At 34.8% G+C, this 17399-nt stretch carries 17 protein-coding genes; 14 read left to right on the top strand and 3 right to left on the bottom strand.

The window, feature by feature from the left end:
- The first annotated feature begins 79 nt into the window (after positions 1 to 79).
- Positions 80 to 811, top strand: a complete 732-nt coding sequence (locus GQ47_RS18605) for a hypothetical protein (protein WP_035651688.1) — start codon at positions 80 to 82, stop codon at positions 809 to 811.
- Between the two features lie 80 nt (positions 812 to 891).
- On the opposite strand, the gene rsmG is transcribed toward GQ47_RS18605, so the two are convergent.
- Entirely contained in the window at positions 892 to 1521 is a 630-nt protein-coding gene (gene rsmG, locus GQ47_RS18600) for a 16S rRNA (guanine(527)-N(7))-methyltransferase RsmG (RefSeq protein ID WP_035651687.1), read from the bottom strand.
- Positions 1522 to 1628: 107 nt separating this feature from the next.
- Between rsmG and GQ47_RS18595 the strand changes: the two genes are divergently transcribed.
- The 8 genes from GQ47_RS18595 to GQ47_RS18560 all read left to right on the top strand — a co-directional run bounded on the left by GQ47_RS18595 (position 1629) and on the right by GQ47_RS18560 (position 9921).
- Positions 1629 to 2726 carry a fatty acid desaturase family protein gene (locus tag GQ47_RS18595; RefSeq protein WP_035651686.1) on the top strand — a complete coding sequence of 366 codons (1098 nt, stop codon included), beginning with the start codon at positions 1629 to 1631 and terminating at the stop codon, positions 2724 to 2726.
- A gap of 74 nt (positions 2727 to 2800) precedes the next feature.
- Positions 2801 to 3991, top strand: coding sequence for a pyridoxal phosphate-dependent aminotransferase (locus GQ47_RS18590; RefSeq protein WP_035651685.1), 1191 nt, complete (start codon positions 2801 to 2803; stop codon positions 3989 to 3991).
- A 366-nt stretch (positions 3992 to 4357) separates the two neighbouring features.
- Positions 4358 to 4813 (top strand): ferritin-like domain-containing protein, encoded by a 456-nt coding sequence (locus GQ47_RS18585; RefSeq protein ID WP_035651684.1) that lies wholly within the window; start codon positions 4358 to 4360, stop codon positions 4811 to 4813.
- A 130-nt stretch (positions 4814 to 4943) separates the two neighbouring features.
- The gene (locus GQ47_RS18580; protein WP_035651683.1) at positions 4944 to 5429 is read left to right on the top strand and encodes a hypothetical protein; all 486 of its coding nucleotides are present in this window, start codon (positions 4944 to 4946) and stop codon (positions 5427 to 5429) included.
- Positions 5430 to 5679: 250 nt separating this feature from the next.
- A complete protein-coding gene (locus tag GQ47_RS18575; protein ID WP_035651681.1) occupies positions 5680 to 7548 on the top strand; it encodes a peptidase U32 family protein in 1869 nt (622 codons plus the stop codon).
- A 298-nt stretch (positions 7549 to 7846) separates the two neighbouring features.
- The gene (gene purT / locus GQ47_RS18570; RefSeq protein WP_256380884.1) at positions 7847 to 9022 is read left to right on the top strand and encodes a formate-dependent phosphoribosylglycinamide formyltransferase; all 1176 of its coding nucleotides are present in this window, start codon (positions 7847 to 7849) and stop codon (positions 9020 to 9022) included.
- Between the two features lie 3 nt (positions 9023 to 9025).
- On the top strand, positions 9026 to 9346 hold the full coding sequence (locus GQ47_RS18565; protein ID WP_035651677.1) for a DUF6370 family protein: 321 nt from the start codon (positions 9026 to 9028) through the stop codon (positions 9344 to 9346).
- Positions 9346 to 9921: a Crp/Fnr family transcriptional regulator gene (locus tag GQ47_RS18560; protein WP_035651675.1), complete on the top strand. Its 576-nt coding sequence runs from the start codon at positions 9346 to 9348 to the stop codon at positions 9919 to 9921. The genes GQ47_RS18565 and GQ47_RS18560 overlap by 1 nt, the downstream gene beginning before the upstream one ends.
- 79 nt (positions 9922 to 10000) lie before the next feature.
- Here the strand turns inward: GQ47_RS18560 and aceA are convergent, their stop codons facing one another.
- A complete protein-coding gene (gene aceA / locus GQ47_RS18555; protein ID WP_035651673.1) occupies positions 10001 to 11281 on the bottom strand; it encodes an isocitrate lyase in 1281 nt (426 codons plus the stop codon).
- Between the two features lie 197 nt (positions 11282 to 11478).
- Positions 11479 to 13080, bottom strand: coding sequence for a malate synthase A (aceB, locus tag GQ47_RS18550; protein WP_035651671.1), 1602 nt, complete (start codon positions 13078 to 13080; stop codon positions 11479 to 11481).
- Between the two features lie 208 nt (positions 13081 to 13288).
- Between aceB and GQ47_RS18545 the strand changes: the two genes are divergently transcribed.
- From GQ47_RS18545 to GQ47_RS18525, 5 genes are all read left to right on the top strand, one after another.
- A complete protein-coding gene (locus tag GQ47_RS18545) occupies positions 13289 to 14770 on the top strand; it encodes a helix-turn-helix domain-containing protein (RefSeq protein ID WP_035651669.1) in 1482 nt (493 codons plus the stop codon).
- Positions 14771 to 14776: 6 nt separating this feature from the next.
- Positions 14777 to 15136 (top strand): hypothetical protein, encoded by a 360-nt coding sequence (locus GQ47_RS18540; protein WP_035651667.1) that lies wholly within the window; start codon positions 14777 to 14779, stop codon positions 15134 to 15136.
- Positions 15137 to 15556: 420 nt separating this feature from the next.
- Entirely contained in the window at positions 15557 to 16273 is a 717-nt protein-coding gene (locus tag GQ47_RS18535; protein WP_035651665.1) for a pirin family protein, read from the top strand.
- A 173-nt stretch (positions 16274 to 16446) separates the two neighbouring features.
- Positions 16447 to 16686 carry a (4Fe-4S)-binding protein gene (locus GQ47_RS18530; protein WP_035652067.1) on the top strand — a complete coding sequence of 80 codons (240 nt, stop codon included), beginning with the start codon at positions 16447 to 16449 and terminating at the stop codon, positions 16684 to 16686.
- A 154-nt stretch (positions 16687 to 16840) separates the two neighbouring features.
- Positions 16841 to 17374, top strand: a complete 534-nt coding sequence (locus GQ47_RS18525) for a YceI family protein (protein WP_035651663.1) — start codon at positions 16841 to 16843, stop codon at positions 17372 to 17374.
- Positions 17375 to 17399: the final 25 nt, after the last annotated feature.

Genomic DNA, 17399 nt, shown 5'->3' with positions numbered 1-17399 from the left:
TTAAAACTTCTTATTCCATTTAAAAAAACAGCTCCCTTATAAATTTGCTAAAAAAATATCAAAACTTATATAACAACATATGAGAAACTTAAACAACTTGCCGGAAATAATTTTAAAATCAAAAAGTGTTGGGCACCCTATCGATTTTAAATGGAATAATAAAAAGATGGAAATGTTTTTAGATCCATTAGAAGGAAATGAAGAATTAGAAAACATACTGTCCCAAATTAGCCATAAAGCCTGTATGGGATTAACAGCAGCTTTATTGGAATGGATTTCATGGCGTTTTACTGGCTATTCGACATCAGCAAATGATATTCAAAAACGAATAGAAGCACTTTGGTGTTCTGTTCGTGATAGCCACGAAACAGATCCTTTACTATTTGATACCGATCTAGACATGTCAGATTCTGGTTCAGTAGACGGACCATTATGGGTTGCGCTTATGAATGTGCGAATGATTGATGTAAGATATAGAAAAGGTTCCTATTTTCTTCAAAGTGAACTTATCGGATTAGTACTGCTTGCACGTTATATTACCCCAAAGAAAAAGTCTTTCGACAAATGGTTTAATGCGACAGTTGCAGCTTTACTAAACTCTTATCCTTGTGCATATAACTCTAAAGATGTCGACCAAAGTGACGAAAGCATTTATGATTCTTCTACAGAAACTGTTATATGCCGAGAATTTTTCTTTGATTCAAAATTTCATTATACTCCTGCAGCCTGCGAAATCGCGTTGGATAATTTCATCAAGAATTTAAATCATAAAGCGAATCCGTTTTTGCATTTATCACAAAAAGCATCTTAATTTTAATCACTATTAATTCAAAAAATAACCCGGAAGAGTTTTATTAATTCTATCCGGGTTATATATTTTTAATCTTTAATTTATGGTTTAAACTTTAATGGCAAATGCACGACTTTTTTGGTTTCAAAAAATTCATCATCAAAATGATCTGCTAAATCATATAAAGTTGCATTTGGAAAATCTTTCAATTCTTCAGCCAAATCACCACCTTTTAAATACAAAATTCCGTTTTTGAGGATATGTTTATGCTGTTTCTTAATTTTATCATGTATCCAGGAAACAAAATCAGGCATGTTCGTTACGGCACGGCTCACAATAAAATCAAAATCCCCTTTTACCAATTCGGCACGTTTTTGTTCCGCTTTTACATTTTTCAATTCTAATGCATCGGCAACTCCCTGAACTACTTTTATTTTTTTTGCGATAACATCAATCAAATAAAAACGAGTTTCAGGAAAAAGAATCGCTAATGGAATTCCCGGAAAACCTCCGCCTGTTCCAACATCCAAAACCGTTGTTCCTGGCTCAAATTTCATGATTTTAGCAATTCCTAACGAATGCAAGATGTGTTTTGTATATAATGAATCAATGTCTTTGCGCGAAATCACATTGATTTTTTCATTCCAATCGTGGTATAAAAAGTCTAATTGTTGAAATTGTTTGATTTGAATATCGGTCAAATCAGGAAAATATTTCAATATCTCATCCATTGCTCTAAATTTTTAACAAAAGTACTACTTTACGATTGAAATATTTAACTCAATTTTGCAAATTGAGAATTTATAATAATTACCTTTGAAACCTATTTAAAATAATTATGAATAACCCTGCACCAACATTTGCAAGACAAGACAATCTGAAGTTTTTCAGAACACTTAACTCTCGCGTAAACAATTACTTCAAAGAAAATAATATCCAGAAAACTGGAAATTGGAAACTGCATTTAAAAGCCGTTATTCTTTTTGCCGTATTTTTGACACCTTATTTTTTAATCCTTACGCTTGATATGCCGTTTTGGGTCATGTTATTATTATCCATTGTAATGGGTATTGGTATGGCCGGCGTTGGAATGAACGTAATGCACGACGGGAACCACGGTTCTTATTCAAACAAAAGCTGGATCAACAAATTAATGGGTGGAACTATTTATGTTCTGGCTGGAAATGTTTACAATTGGCAAGTTCAGCACAATGTATTGCACCACACTTACACTAATATTCCTGGACATGATGAAGATCTTGATGCAGGAAGAATTATCCGTTTTACAAAACATGCTGAATGGCATAGTTTTCACCGTTTTCAACATTATTATTCGGTTTTCTTATACGGATTACTGACTTTCAACTGGGCAATTACAACCGATTTTAAGCAAATGCGTAATTATCTGAAAAGAAAATTATCTTACGGAGAACCAAAAAGCCCAAAAATCCTTTGGACAACTTTAATTATTACAAAAATCATTTATGTATCAATCTGGATTGTATTGCCAATCGTAATTGGAATTACATGGTGGAAAGTGGTTCTTGGATTTTTTGTAATGCACTATACAACAGGATTAATCTTAAGTATTGTATTTCAATTAGCACACGTTGTTGACCACACTACTAATCCAGAGCCAAATGAATTGGGCGAAATGGACAACACTTGGGCTATTCACCAATTATATACCACAACTAATTTTGCTCCAAAAAATGCAATTGTAAACTGGTACACTGGCGGATTAAACCATCAAATCGAACATCATATTTTTCCACATATTAGTCACATTCATTATGGCAAAATTGCAAAAATCGTAAAAGAAACTGCAAAAGAGTGCAACCTGCCATATTACGAATACAAAACAATGCGAAGCGCTATTGTAGCTCACTTCAAGCATTTGCGTGACTTAGGAATGAAGCCAGAATTATCAGTTTAAAAACTAAAAAAAATCTATTAATAATTAACCTTCCTTAATAAGCGCATCAAATTAAGGACATCAAAAATTTTATAATGAATCATATTCTTTCGGACAGAATCAACAATCTTGCTACTTCACAGACATTAGCAATGGCTGCATTGGCACGCGAATTAAAAGCACAAGGAAAAGACATTATCAGTTTAAGTTTAGGCGAGCCTGATTTCAATACGCCAGACTTCATTAAAGAAGCAGTAATAAAAGCAGTAAACGAAAATTATAGCACTTATTCTCCAGTAGAAGGTTATCTTGAATTGAGAGAAGCAATCTGCAGAAAATTCAAAAGAGACAATAATTTAGAGTACAAACCAACTCAAATCGTAGTTTCTACAGGAGCAAAACAATCTTTATACAACATTGCGCAAGTAATGTTAAACGACGGTGACGAGGTAATTTTACCAGCACCTTACTGGGTTTCTTATTTCGAAATCGTAAAACTTTCTGGCGGAGTTCCGGTTGAAGTTCCAACTTCAGTTGAAACAGATTTCAAAATCACTCCAGAACAATTAGAAGCTGCAATCACACCAAAAACAAAAATGATGTGGTTCTCTTCTCCATGTAACCCATCTGGGTCTGTTTACAGCAGAGAAGAATTAACAGCTTTGGCTAAAGTTCTAGAAAAACACCCAAATATTTACGTAGTTGCCGATGAGATTTACGAGCACATCAATTTCTCAGGAACTTTCTGTAGCATCGGTTCAATTCCTGGAATGTTAGACAGAACAATCACTGTAAACGGAGTTGCAAAAGCATTTGCAATGACAGGATACAGAATTGGATATATTGGAGCACCGGAATTTATCGCAAAAGCATGTACAAAAATTCAAGGACAAGTAACATCTGGAGCAAACTCTGTGGCACAACGTGCTACAATTACAGCTGTAGATGCAGATCCAAGTGTTTTAAACCACATGGTTCAGGCTTTCCACGGTCGTAGAGATTTAGTTGTTGGATTATTGAAAGAAATTCCAGGAATAAAAATCAACGTTCCGGAAGGTGCATTCTATGTATTCCCAGACGTTTCTTCTTTCTTCGGAAAAACTTTAAAAGGAACTGAAATTAAAGATGCAAACGATGTTTCAATGTATCTTTTAGCTGAGGCAAATGTTGCTACAGTAACAGGAGACGCTTTCGGAAATCCAAACTGTATTCGTTTCTCTTACGCAACAAGCAACGACATTTTAACAGAAGCATTACGCAGAATCAAAGAAGCTTTGACTGCATAATAATATAATAAGTTTTATTAAAACGGCTTAAGGTTCAAAAGTTTCATCACTTTTATACTTTAAGCTGTTTTTTTATATACTTAATTTGGGCGTGTCCCTCCGGGTCGGGCTATCCGCTACAAGTCCTCGCACTTCCTTCGTCAGGCTGTGGGCTTTCCACTGCTATCCCTCACGCAAAACGGTAAACGAGAAAATTCATTTTCAAAAGAAAAAAATCTAAAAAATCTGCCAAATCTGCGAGAGCAAAAAAAAACACTTTCAAAATTCCCATTCTACAATAATATAAAACGGCAGCTATAATCCTGTAAAACATAACGTTTTAGAAATCGTCAACTTTGTAATGTATTAATTAAAAAACTATTAGTCATGACAAATACAGATGTAAACACAGATGAAACCGTAAAAACCTTAAATGGATTAATTTCAATTCTTGAAGACGGAAAACTAGGATATACAAACGCGGCCGAACATGTAGAAAATCTAGCCATGAAAGCCGATTTTCTGGATTACGCCCGCGAACGTGCTCTTTTTATTGTAGAACTACAAGACGAAATCAACAAACTAGGTAAATCAACAGATACTTCTGGCGGTGGACCATTGGGAGCCTTACATAGAACTTGGATTGATATTAAATCATCATTTACCGGAGGCGACACTAAAGCAATTATTAACGCTTGCGTTACGGGTGAAGAAACGGCAATCGAAAAATACAAAGCAGCACTCGAAGAAAACCATCTTGAACACAGCCAGATTTACATTGTTTCAAAACAATTAAACAGTATTCAAAACACTTTATCGCAAATTAAAATGAGAGCACTTTAAATATCATTGAAGTTTTTTATTTTAGAAAAACTGCTTAGTTTAAATAACTGGGCAGTTTTTTTGTTTTTTGTTAAAACTGAAAAATAAATCTTATTTTAGTCGCAACCAATTTCTAACCAAAACTATTTTTATGACCTTAACTTTACGTTATTTCGTTGCTATTATTTTGGCATCATTATTTTCATCTTATTCTCAAGCACAAACAACAGGTAAATTCATTAAAGCATCTATAGGTTACGGATCCAGTGCTTCTTATGATATAGAAGATTATGGAAGTCAAGACGAAGTAGATGTTATTGGAGGTGGTCTTTATCTTCAAGGCGAATATATTATAGGACTCAAGTCATGGTTTAGCATAAGACCTTACGCCGGTGCGATTTTTGAATCTGTTGATAAAGATCAAAATGTACAAAATCAACCTCAATATAAGGTAACAACTAACGCTTTTTTAATGGGAGGGAAAGTTCGTTTTTGTGCACCAATTCCGTGGGTTGCACCTTTTATTGAAGGTGGTATTGGAACATCGATAGGTAAATTCGAGACTTTTACACCAAACGTTAATTTCAATAAAAGCACCATTTTAATGCATATCCCTTTTAGTGTTGGATTAGCATAGGCAGAAAAAACAGTCTAGAAATTGGTATTTCTGGTTACTTTCATCCAGCGGCAAAACAGTCTACGGGAGTATTTGCCGTTGGATATACTTTTCCGATAGATTAATATTAAGTTTATATTTTTCGTTTATCATCATTCATATTAAGTTAACAATTTCAAAAAAATCGCTTCATCACTAGCAAACTCAAATAATTTATTAGACCTTTGCACACTTTTTTTCGGGAATACCACAAAAGTCTAAAGTTTTAGAAATGAAGAAGAAAATCGAAATATTAGCTCCTGCTAGAGATTTAATTGGAGGAATCGCAGCCATAAATAGTGGTGCCGATGCTGTATATATTGGTGCACCACAATTTGGTGCACGTTCTAATGCCAACAACTCAATCGAAGATGTTGCTGAACTTGTAAAATACGCACACTTATTTAACGCACAGGTTTTTGTGGTTATGAATACCATTTTGTACGACAACGAATTAGAAACTTGTCGCGCAATGATTTGGGAATTATACGACATTGGTGTTGATGCCTTGATTATTCAGGATATGGCGATTATGGAAATGGAGCTTCCTCCTATAGTACTTCACGCAAGCACGCAAGCCAATAATCGTGATGCCGATAAAATTAAATTCCTTAAAGATGCCGGAATCAAACGTGTCGTTTTGGCGCGCGAATTAAACCTGCATCAAATAAAAACGATTTACGACGAAGCTGATGTTGAATTAGAATTTTTCGTAACCGGAGCTTTATGCGTTTCTTTCAGTGGAAACTGTTATATGAGTGTGGCAAACGGAGAACGCAGCGCGAACCGCGGTTCTTGCGCGCAAAACTGCCGTTTACCTTATAATTTAATTGACGGAAACGGAGAAACTTTAATCAAAAACAGTCACTTACTTTCGATAAAAGATTTAGATGTTTCAGATCAAATCCCAAATTTGATCGAAGCCGGAATCGTTTCTTTTAAAATCGAAGGAAGATTAAAAGATGTAGCTTACGTAAAAAACAACGTATCTTATCTTCGTCAGAAATTAGACAGTTATTTAGAAGGAAGCGACAAATACACGAAAGCTTCTTCTGGAAAATGTACTTATACTTTTGATTCTACTTTAAATAGAACTTTCAATCGTGGTTATACCGATTATTTCGTAAACGAAAGACACGCTAGTATTGGTTCTTGGGAAAGCCCAAAATCAAAAGGTCAATATATTGGTAAATTAATTAGAACTGTTGGAAATGCTTACGAAATCGAAAACGGCGAATTATTAAACAACGGTGACGGACTTTGCTTCATCAACGAAAATAACGAAGCTGACGGAATCTACGTAAACAAAGCCGAAAACGGAAAAGTATATCCAAACGTTTTAAAAGAAATCAAAGACGGAACTTTTATTTACCGTAACAACGATATTGCTTTCATCAAAATTGTTGAAAGAGAAGATAGTGCGATCCGTAAAATCGGAACGACTTTATTGCTTACCGAAAACGAAAACGGTTTTGAATTAATTGCAACCGACGAAGACGGAAATGTAAGTACAGTTATTTTAGAACATTCAAAAGAACAAACAAAAACTGGCGAGTCAATCGAAGAAAACATTAAAGTTCAATTAGCAAAAACAGGCTTTACACCTTACAGCGCTGACGAAATCAACATTATATTTTCTCAAAACTGGTTTCTTCCGATTTCAAAAATCAATGAAATGAGAAGAACGGTTTACGAGCAATTATCAGAAATTCGTTTGGCAAATTACAAACGTGAAGAACACCAATTGGTAAAAACGTCACATCCGTATCCTGAAACCAAATTGGATTTCATGTACAATGTTTCGAACAAAACAGCTCGTAAATTCTACGAACGTCACGGTGTTACCGAAATCGAAAAAGCATTCGAATTACAATGGGATCCAGGAAAATCTCGTGTAATGACAACCAAATATTGTATCAAATACGAGTTGAAAAAATGCCCAATTCACCAAAAAGACATTGTAGGTGTTAAGGTAAAAGAACCATTAGTATTGAAACAAGGTGAACTTGAATACAAACTAAAATTTAACTGCAAACCCTGCGAAATGGAAATCTGGGAAAAAGATGCTGAATTTGAGATTGAAGAAGATCATTTTCATTAAAAAAGTTTAACCACAACGTTTTTTAACCGCAAAGAGCGCAAAGAAATACGCAAGGTTCGCAAAGATTTTAAAATAATCTTTGCGAACCTTTTCTTTTACTTAAAAACGAAACCTTGCGTTCTTCGCGTAGTTCTTTGCGAACTTTGCGGTTAAATTAAAATCAGCTGAATCTCCAAAATCTGCGTAAAACCTTAAAAACCTTATTTTTAACTTAAAAACAAAAACTTAGCGCTCTTTGCGTAATTCTTTGCGAACTTTGCGGTTAAAAACATTTTTAGCTATTTTTACTACTCAAACAATACAACATTCCAAAATGAAAATACTACTCCTAGGTTCAGGCGAATTAGGCAAAGAATTTGTCATTGCCGCACAACGAATTGGACAAACCATAATAGCAGTTGACAGTTACGAAAATGCACCAGCTATGCAAGTTGCACACGGTTTTGAAGTCATCAATATGCTAGATGGTGAAGCACTTGACCGAATTGTAGCCAAACATAAACCCGATTTTATAGTTCCTGAAATAGAAGCCATTCGCACTGAACGTTTTTACGATTACGAAAAACAAGGAATTACTGTTGTTCCTTCAGCGAAAGCGGCAAACTTTACCATGAATCGTAAAGCAATCCGTGATTTAGCCTCGAAAGAACTTGGACTAAGAACTGCTAAATATCAATACGCAACTTCAGCCGAAGAACTGCAAAAAGCCGTTCAGGAAGTTGGAATTCCGTGCGTAGTAAAACCTTTAATGTCTTCATCAGGAAAAGGACAATCTACAATCAAAACAGAAAGTGATATCGAAAAAGCCTGGCAATATGCCGTTGCAGGTTCGCGTGGCGATGTTATCGAAGTTATTGTGGAAGCTTTTGTCAATTTTGATTCAGAAATCACACTTTTAACGATTACTCAAAATAACAATCCAACTTTGTTTTGCGCTCCAATTGGCCACAGGCAAGAACGCGGCGATTATCAAGAAAGCTGGCAACCGGCTTTGGTTTCAGAAAAAGACTTATATGAAGCGCAGGATATGGCCGAAAAAATTACCGAAGCTCTTGGCGGTGCTGGACTTTTTGGCGTTGAATTTTTCCTAACAAAAGAAGGTGTTTATTTCTCTGAACTTTCTCCTCGTCCGCATGATACCGGAATGGTAACGTTGGCGGGAACGCAGAATTTCAACGAATTCGAATTGCATTTAAGAGCCATTTTAAGCCTTCCTATTTTCGAAATTACTTTGGAAAAAGCTGGCGCAAGTGCCGTAATTTTAGCATCAGAAGATTCAACGAATCCAACTTTTACCGGAATCGAAAAAGTAGCCGCTTTACCAAAAACCGATTTCAGAATTTTTGGAAAACCAACTTCAAGACCGTATCGCCGAATGGGAGTTGTTTTAAGTCATGATACACTTTCAACTCCAATAAATGAAGTAACAGAACGCGCCAAAGAAACCGCAAAATTAATAACTGTAAATTCTTAAAAAATGAAAAAACTTATATTCGCGCTTTTCCTGTTTATCGGAATAGCAGCTCAGGCTCAGTCTAAAAAAGTAATTGACCAACCAACAATTGTAGAAGCTTCTTGTGGAGAATGTCAATTTGGAATGAAAGGTAAAAGCTGTGATTTAGCCGTTCGTATTGACGGAAAATCGTATTTCGTTGACGGCACAAAAATTGATCAACATGGCGATGCACACGCAAAAGATGGTTTTTGCAACGCGATTCGAAAAGCTTCTGTTACAGGTTCAATTGTAAAGGATCGTTTTGTGGCAACTTCTTTTACCTTAATAGAGGAGAAAAAATAATGGCATTAATCCTTGAAAATATTGCCAAACACGTTTCTCTAACACCAGAGGAACAAGCTATTTTTTTATCTAAACTAGAAACGCATACTTATAAAGCCAAAACGGTTTTATTAAATGCTGGCGAAGTCTGTAAACATTCTTATTTCGTTAATTCCGGAATTTTAAGAAGTTTCAATATCAACGATAATATTGTTGAACATGTTTTATCTTTTGCTTGCGAAGGTTGGTGGATAAGCGATATGTACAGCTATTTTTCAGAAAAACCTGGACAGCTTTTTATTGAAGTTCTGGAAGAAGCCGAAGTAGTTTCTCTATCCAAAGAAAGCCAAGAACAATTGTATCTTGAAATTCCAAAACTGGAACGCTTTTTTAGAATTTTAATTGAGAATTCGTTAGTTGCTAATCAACAACGATTAATGGACAATTTGAGTTTACCTGCCGAAGAACGATTTGAAAAATTCACAAAAAAATATGGAACATTGGTACACAAAGTTCCTCAAAAACAAATCGCTTCTTTCATTGGTGTAACACCAGAATTCTTCAGCAAAATGAAAGCAAGGCTTTTGAAAAAGTAAAGTTTTCCGCCACGAATTCACGAATTTTTATCCTCAATGATTATCAAAAAATAATTTGTGAATTCGTGGCGGAAAAAGCTTAAAATTGCTCAACCTCAGTAGAATGTTTCATTGCTGTTATTGAAGATCTTCCTATCATTACTGTATTTTGAACCGCATCAAAATAAGAAGTTCCCACAAAAGCCTGATGTTTTACCGCTCTGAATCCGTTTTTCTGTAAAGCGAATTCGCGTTCCTGCAATTCAGAATATCCTGCCATTCCGCGTTCTTTATACGCTTTTGACAATTCAAACATACTTGTATTCAAAGCATGGAATCCCGCCAAAGTGATGAATTGGAATTTATAACCCATTGCCGCTAAATCTTCTCTGAACGTTTCCATTTCTGCAACTGTTAATTTTGCCGCCCAATTAAAAGACGGAGAACAATTGTAAGCCAGCATTTTATCCGGGAATTCTTTTTTCATAGCCGTTGCAAACTTTCTTGCAAATTCTAAATCCGGATTACTGGTTTCCATCCAAATTAAATCGGCGTAAGGCGCATAGCTCAAACCTCTTGCAATTCCTTGCTCGATTCCGTTTTTTACATAGAAAAAACCTTCAGCCGTTTTTTCACCAGTTAAAAATTTCCTGTCTCTTGGATCTGCGTCACTTGTTAATAAATTAGCTGCTTCTGCATCTGTTCTGGCAACGATTAAAGTCGAAACACCCATAACATCTGCAGCTAAACGCGCCGCAATTAATTTATTGATTGCTTCCTGAGTCGGAACCAAAACCTTTCCGCCCAAGTGTCCGCATTTTTTAGCAGAACTCAACTGATCTTCAAAATGAACTCCTGAAGCTCCAGCTTCAATCATAGACTTCATTAATTCAAAAGCATTTAAGTTACCACCAAAACCTGCTTCGGCGTCAGCTACAATTGGCACCAAATAATCTTTTTTATCTTCAATTTTATTTACAGTCTGAATCTGATCAGCACGTAACAACGCATTATTAATTTTTTTTACCACCATCGGAACGCTGTTTACAGGATAAAGTGATTGATCCGGATACATTTCTCCCGCCAAATTTGCATCAGCAGCAACCTGCCATCCGCTTAAATAAATCGCTTCTAAACCCGCATCGACTTCCTGAATCGCCTGATTTCCAGTCAACGCTCCCAAACCAGCTACATAATCCTGACTTTTTAACTTTCTCCATAATTTTTGCGCTCCCATTTTGGCGATAGAGTGCTCAATATGATAAGAACCCTGAAGTTCAACTACTTCACTAGCAGTGTAAGGGCGCTCAACACCTTTCCATCTCGGGTTCGTGATCCAATCGTTAATCAATTCCTGAATTCTGTCTTCTGTTGTTTTCATAAATAGTTAAAGTTAAAGTGGTTAGTAAAGTTTATAGTTTGCAGTCTCAGTTATCAGTAATCAGTTTTAACCGGACTTAAATAGTTTTAAGAAGATCTGCGTAAATCTTTTCATTCTCATTCTATCTGCCTGATCTGCTAAATCTGCGTGAAAAAATTATTCGCCCGCAGATTTCACAGATTAAGCGGATTTTTTTCTTATAAATATTTGTAACACGGAATTGTCAAGAAATCAACAAACTCAGTATTTACAACTAATCTTTCCAATACTTTTTCAGCTAATGGAAATTGTTGTTTTTCGTGATTTTCTTCTCCTAATTCTTCTTTGATTTTTCTGAATTCATCTAAAGCCAATTCGTGATAATAAGCCAGATCTAATTTTTTGCCATTATCCAAAACCACTTTATTTTGAAGCCATTGCCACAATTGCGATCTCGAAATTTCGGCCGTTGCAGCATCTTCCATCAAATTATGCAATGCTGCCGCACCTTGTCCGTTTAGCCAGGAAGCCAGATATAAAACTCCTACGTTAATATTTTTTCGAACACCGTTTTCAGTAATGATTCCAATTGGTGGTTCAATCAAATCAGCTTCTGTAATTTTTCGATGTTCTCTTTTTATGTGAATTTGATTTGGCGTTGGCATTCCTTTATCAAAAATCTCTTTTGCCAATGCAACCAAATCCGGATGCGCTACCCACGTTCCGTCGTGACCGTTTCTAACTTCACGTTCTTTATCGGTTTTTACTTTTGCGAAAGCTAGAGCATTGGCTTCCTCATTATTTCGAATCGGAATTTGAGCGGCCATTCCGCCAATCGCATGAATTCCTCTTTTGTGACATCTTTGAATAACCAAATTTGAATAGGCATTCATAAAAGGCGAAGTCATATTTACCTGATCGCGATCGGGAACGATGAATTTTGGATTTTTTCTAAACTTTTTGATGTATGAGAAAATATAATCCCAACGCCCGCAATTCAAGCCTACGATATGTTCTTTCAATTCGTAAATGATTTCATCTAATTGAAAACTTGCGGTAATGGTTTCAATTAAAACCGTCACTTTTATCGTTCCGCGTTTCAGTTTCAAGTAATCCTCGGTAAAATCAATTACATTATTCCACCAGCGCGCTTCCAGATAATGTTCTAATTTCGGAATGTAGAAATACGGTCCCGAATTGTTTTCTAAAAGTCGTTTATGATTATGAAAAACATACAAACCAAAATCTATCAAAGAACCCGAAACTTCTTTTCCTTCAATTAAAATGTGTTTTTCTGGCAAATGCAAACCTCTTGGGCGTACAATTAGCGTGGCAATTTTTTCATTTAAATGATAGGATTTCTGTTTTACCAAATCGGTATAAGTGATTGTTTTGTTTACCGCATCGATTAAATTTACTTGACCATCCATAAGATTTTGCCAGGTTGGCGAAGTGCTATCTTCAAAATCGGCCATGAAGGTTTTTGCTCCCGAATTCAAAGCGTTGATTATCATTTTGCGATCAACTGGCCCGGTGATTTCAACTCTTCGGTCTAATAAATCTTTCGGAATTTCGCCAGCTGTCCAATTGCCTTCTCTTACACTTTTAGTTTCTGGAATAAAAACCGGCAGGATTCCCTGATCAAAAGTGACTTGTTTTTGTTCGCGCTGCAAAAGCAATAGTTTTCGCTGTGATTCGAATTTTCTATGCAATTCGATTATATAAACAATCGCTTCTTCTGTCCAGATTTTTGGATAACGAAGCCTCTTTTCGGCTAAAAATTCCATTGCCGTTTCGGTAATTTCTAATTGGTTTTTCATAGCTGTGGTTTTATTTTTTTATTATAAAAAAATCTCATTGTTTATTGATCGTCTATTCATTTCAGAATATCAAAATCGTAACATTTTGATTTTTAATAATTTCTACATGACAATATTATAAAAAAGTTTTTTACAAAACAAGCGAACGTTCGCTAAAAATAAAAAATAATTTTTTGGCGATTATTTTTAGAATAACTATATTTGGTTCATGGATATCGAAAAAGACTATATAAAGCTGATCTTCGGACTAAAATTGAAGCAAGTCAGAACGCAAAAAAATCTGTCACTTTTTGGCTTGGCCAAATTGACTAATCTTTCAAAATCGTATTTAAACGAGATTGAAAAGGGAAAAAAATATCCAAAAACTGATAAAATCCTTCTTTTATGCGAACATTTGGATGTGACTTACGACCAAATGGTATCTTTAAAACTCGACAACAATCTCGCTCCCATTGGCGAAATCTTAAAATCCGGAATTTTAAAAGAGATTCCGCTAGAGCTTTTTGGAATTCAGGAAGCGGATTTAATTGATATTATTGCGAATGCTCCGGCAAAAGTCAATGCGTTTATTAGTACTATTATCGAAATTGCACAGCATTATAATTTAAGCCGTGAAAGTTTCTTTTTAGCCGCTTTACGTTCGTATCAGGAAGCGCACAGTAATTACTTTGAAGATTTAGAAGAAAAGGTAATTTCGTTTTCGAAGTCGTTTCAGATTAATCTGGATTCTAAAATTAGTATTGAAGAATTAGAAGCAATTTTAAAAGAAGAATACGAATACAATATCAAAGAAATTGCTTTTGCAGATCAGGAAGCTTTGGGCGATTTGCGTTCGATTTATGTTCCGAAAAGCAAAACCTTATTACTTTCAACCGAACTCGACGCGCCGCAGAAAGCTTTTATTTTAGCTAAAGAAATTGCTTATAATTATTTAAAAATTTCCGATCGTTTACTGACTTTCAGTTGGATTAAGTTTGAAAATTTCGATCAGGTTTTGAATAATTTTTACGCTTCTTATTTTGCTGGCGCTTTATTGTTGCCAAGAAAATTAGTTGTAGATAAAATCAATTCTTTTTTGGAAAATGAAAAACCAAAACCGGAAGAATTTGTTCAATTAATAGAAAGTTTTGAAGTTTCACCTGAATCTTTTTACCAAAGATTGACCAATTTATTACCGAAAGATTTTCAGCTGAAAAACTTATTCTTTTTAAGATTATCACATAAAATAGGCTCCGATTTTTATCAGATAAATAAAGAATTGCACATTACACATCAGCAAGAACCACATGCTAACGAAACCAACGAACATTATTGCAGAAGATGGGTTTCGGTTAAAACGATTGACGAAGCCATCAAACAAAATAAATCTCATTTCTTTGACGCACAAATATCGAGTTATGCGAATAGCGGAAACGAATATTTAGTATTTTCATCGGCTACAAAAGATCCTTTTGCAGAGAATTATATCCGCAGTATTTCTGTTGGTATTTTGATTAATCCGACAATGAAAAAGAAATTTAAATTCATTGATGGAAAACCTTTGGTCAAAAGAATTGTTGGTGTAACTTGTGAGACTTGTTCCGTAAAAGATTGTTTGGAAAGAAGTGCTCCGCCGACTGTTTTGGAGAGAGAGAAACGCCATGAGAATACGGATGCAGTTGTTCAGCAGTTTATAAATCAATATAGTTAAACCATTATGAAATATTTTGCCTTATTAATAACCTTGTTTTTCATCAACTTCAACCAAAAAACGGACAAACTTACTGGCCGTTACAATTATTTGATTGAAGACGACAATTCTTATATCCAAAAAGATAAAATTACTTTTAAGGATAGCGTTTTTGTTTTTGATAACAAGTATTTGCCAAAAGGAAAAATTTCTTATGGTAATGTAATAGTATTGGATCATTTCATTAATCGAGATTTAATTATAAGTATTCCGAAAGATCAAATTGCAAAAGATACTATTGATTTTTTTATGCATGATAAACAAAGTCCTGTTTCTAATTACCTTGATGTAGTAACTGGAAAAGGGAAATTGATTAGGATTAAATAATTCGGTTTTTAATTACTCACGCAATCTTGTACGAAGGAGAAATCACACTAGAAATTCCAACCCTATAATCACCAATCTTTGTTGACCTACTTGTGAAGAATGGATTAAAATCCATCCCTACAATATGTTTTGTTCCTTCGGAACGTTTTCCCTTTACATCTATTCAACTTCTGAAAACTAAAACTTCTCGCATAGCCCCGATAGAAGTGGAAATCCTTTTGTGTCTCGTTTCTTTAGCGAGACACAAAAGATTGAAACGGATAGCGGGACTAGACGTCTTTTGAAAACTATATTTCTGCTCCAGAAAAAGCTTAGCATCTCAGCAACTTAGAACCTTAGAATCTTTCTTAACCTAGATTAAGTGCTTTTCCTTCACATCGACCGTATCTTTGTACCATAAATTAACAAAAGGACAAAATCATGGAAAATATAGTATTGCACAAAGCAGAAACAAGAGGAAACGCAAATCACGGTTGGCTAAACGCTTATCATAGCTTTAGCTTTGCGAGCTGGTACAATCCGGATAGAATTCAATTTGGAGCGCTTCGTGTTTTGAATGATGATACAATTGCTGGTGGAATGGGTTTTGGAACGCATCCTCACGATAACATGGAAATTATTACGATTCCTCTTGAAGGTGATTTGGCTCATAAAGACAGCATGGGAAATACTGAAATCATCAAAAATGGTGATATTCAGGTGATGAGCGCCGGAACTGGAGTTCAGCACAGTGAGTTTAATCCAAATGCAGATCAACAGACTAAATTGTTACAAATCTGGTTGTTTCCAAACAAAAGAAACGTTACGCCACGTTACCAACAAATTACTTTAGATGTTGCTGACAGACATAATAAATTGGCTCAAATTTTATCTCCAAATGCAGATGATCAAGGCGTTTGGATTCACCAAGATGCCTGGTTCAATATGGGGAATTTTGATGCCGGAATCGCTACAGAATACAAAATCAAAAAAGAAGGAAACGGGGTTTACGCTTTCGTTTTAAAAGGAAATGTTACGATCAACGGTCAGGAATTAAACTCTCGTGATGCGGTTGGAATTTCAGGAGTTGATGCTTTAACTATTAAAGCCAATACAGATGCTGAATTTTTATTGATGGATATTCCAATGAATTACTAATTCAAAGATTACAATTAATATTTTTTTTCAGAAACGATATTTAAGTTGGTTTTCAGCTTATTATCGTTTCTTTTTTTGCTCTAATTTCATCAAAACTAAAAAAGAAACCGTAATTTTATTAGATGAAAATTGGTCTTAATTTACTTAAAACTAACTATTTAAAATTTTCAATCATGAATCCAAATAACCTAACTAAAGAATACACAAACGGCGAAGTAACGATTGTTTGGCAATCCGGAAAATGCATACATTCGGCCAATTGTGTAAAAAATAATCCGGATGTTTTTCATCCAAAAGAAAAACCATGGATTTTACCGGAAGCTTCGACTACAGATAAAATTATAGAGACAATTCATAAATGTCCTTCGGGAGCGTTGAGTTTTTATTTAAATAGTGAAAACAATATTAAATAAATTTTTATATTCTCAAGAGAGACCTAAGAGGTTTTAAAAACCTGTTAGGTCTTTTTTATTTCTTAATCTAGGTTAAGTGCGTTACGCTTACCACCACCGTAACTTTGTCCTATCAAAATGAAACAAATAAATTAATTATTTAAAAAATAAAATTATGGCAACTACAAAATGGTCAATTGACCCAACACATTCAGAAATTGGTTTCAAAGTTAAACACATGATGTTTACAAATGTTTCAGGAAAATTTGGAACTTATGATGCTACAATTACTACAGAAGGAGATGACTTCGAAAATGCAGATATCCAGTTTTCTGGTGATATTGCTTCAATCGACACTGCAAACGCAGATAGAGACGGACATTTAAGAAGTGCTGATTTCTTTGACGTTGAAAATAATCCAAAATTGACTTTCAAAGCTTCATCTTTCAAAAAAATTGATGCTGGAGATTATGAATTAACTGGAGATTTGACTATCAAAGGTGTTTCAAAAGAAGTAAAATTCCCAGTAGAATATAGCGGAATCTTAACTGATCCTTGGGGAAATACAAAAATTGGTTTAAGCATCGAAGGAAAAATCAATCGTAAAGATTGGGGGTTAAACTGGAACTCAGCTCTTGAAACTGGAGGTGTTTTAGTTGGAGAAGAAGTAAAATTAAACATTGAATTACAATTTGTAAAACAAGCTTAATACTTTATAATAGGTTTTAATTTGG

It is taken from the genome of Flavobacterium sp. ASV13, assembly GCF_000745775.1.
Taxonomy (GTDB): Bacteria; Bacteroidota; Bacteroidia; order Flavobacteriales; family Flavobacteriaceae; genus Flavobacterium.
This window is presented reverse-complemented; position numbering and strand designations above follow the sequence as displayed.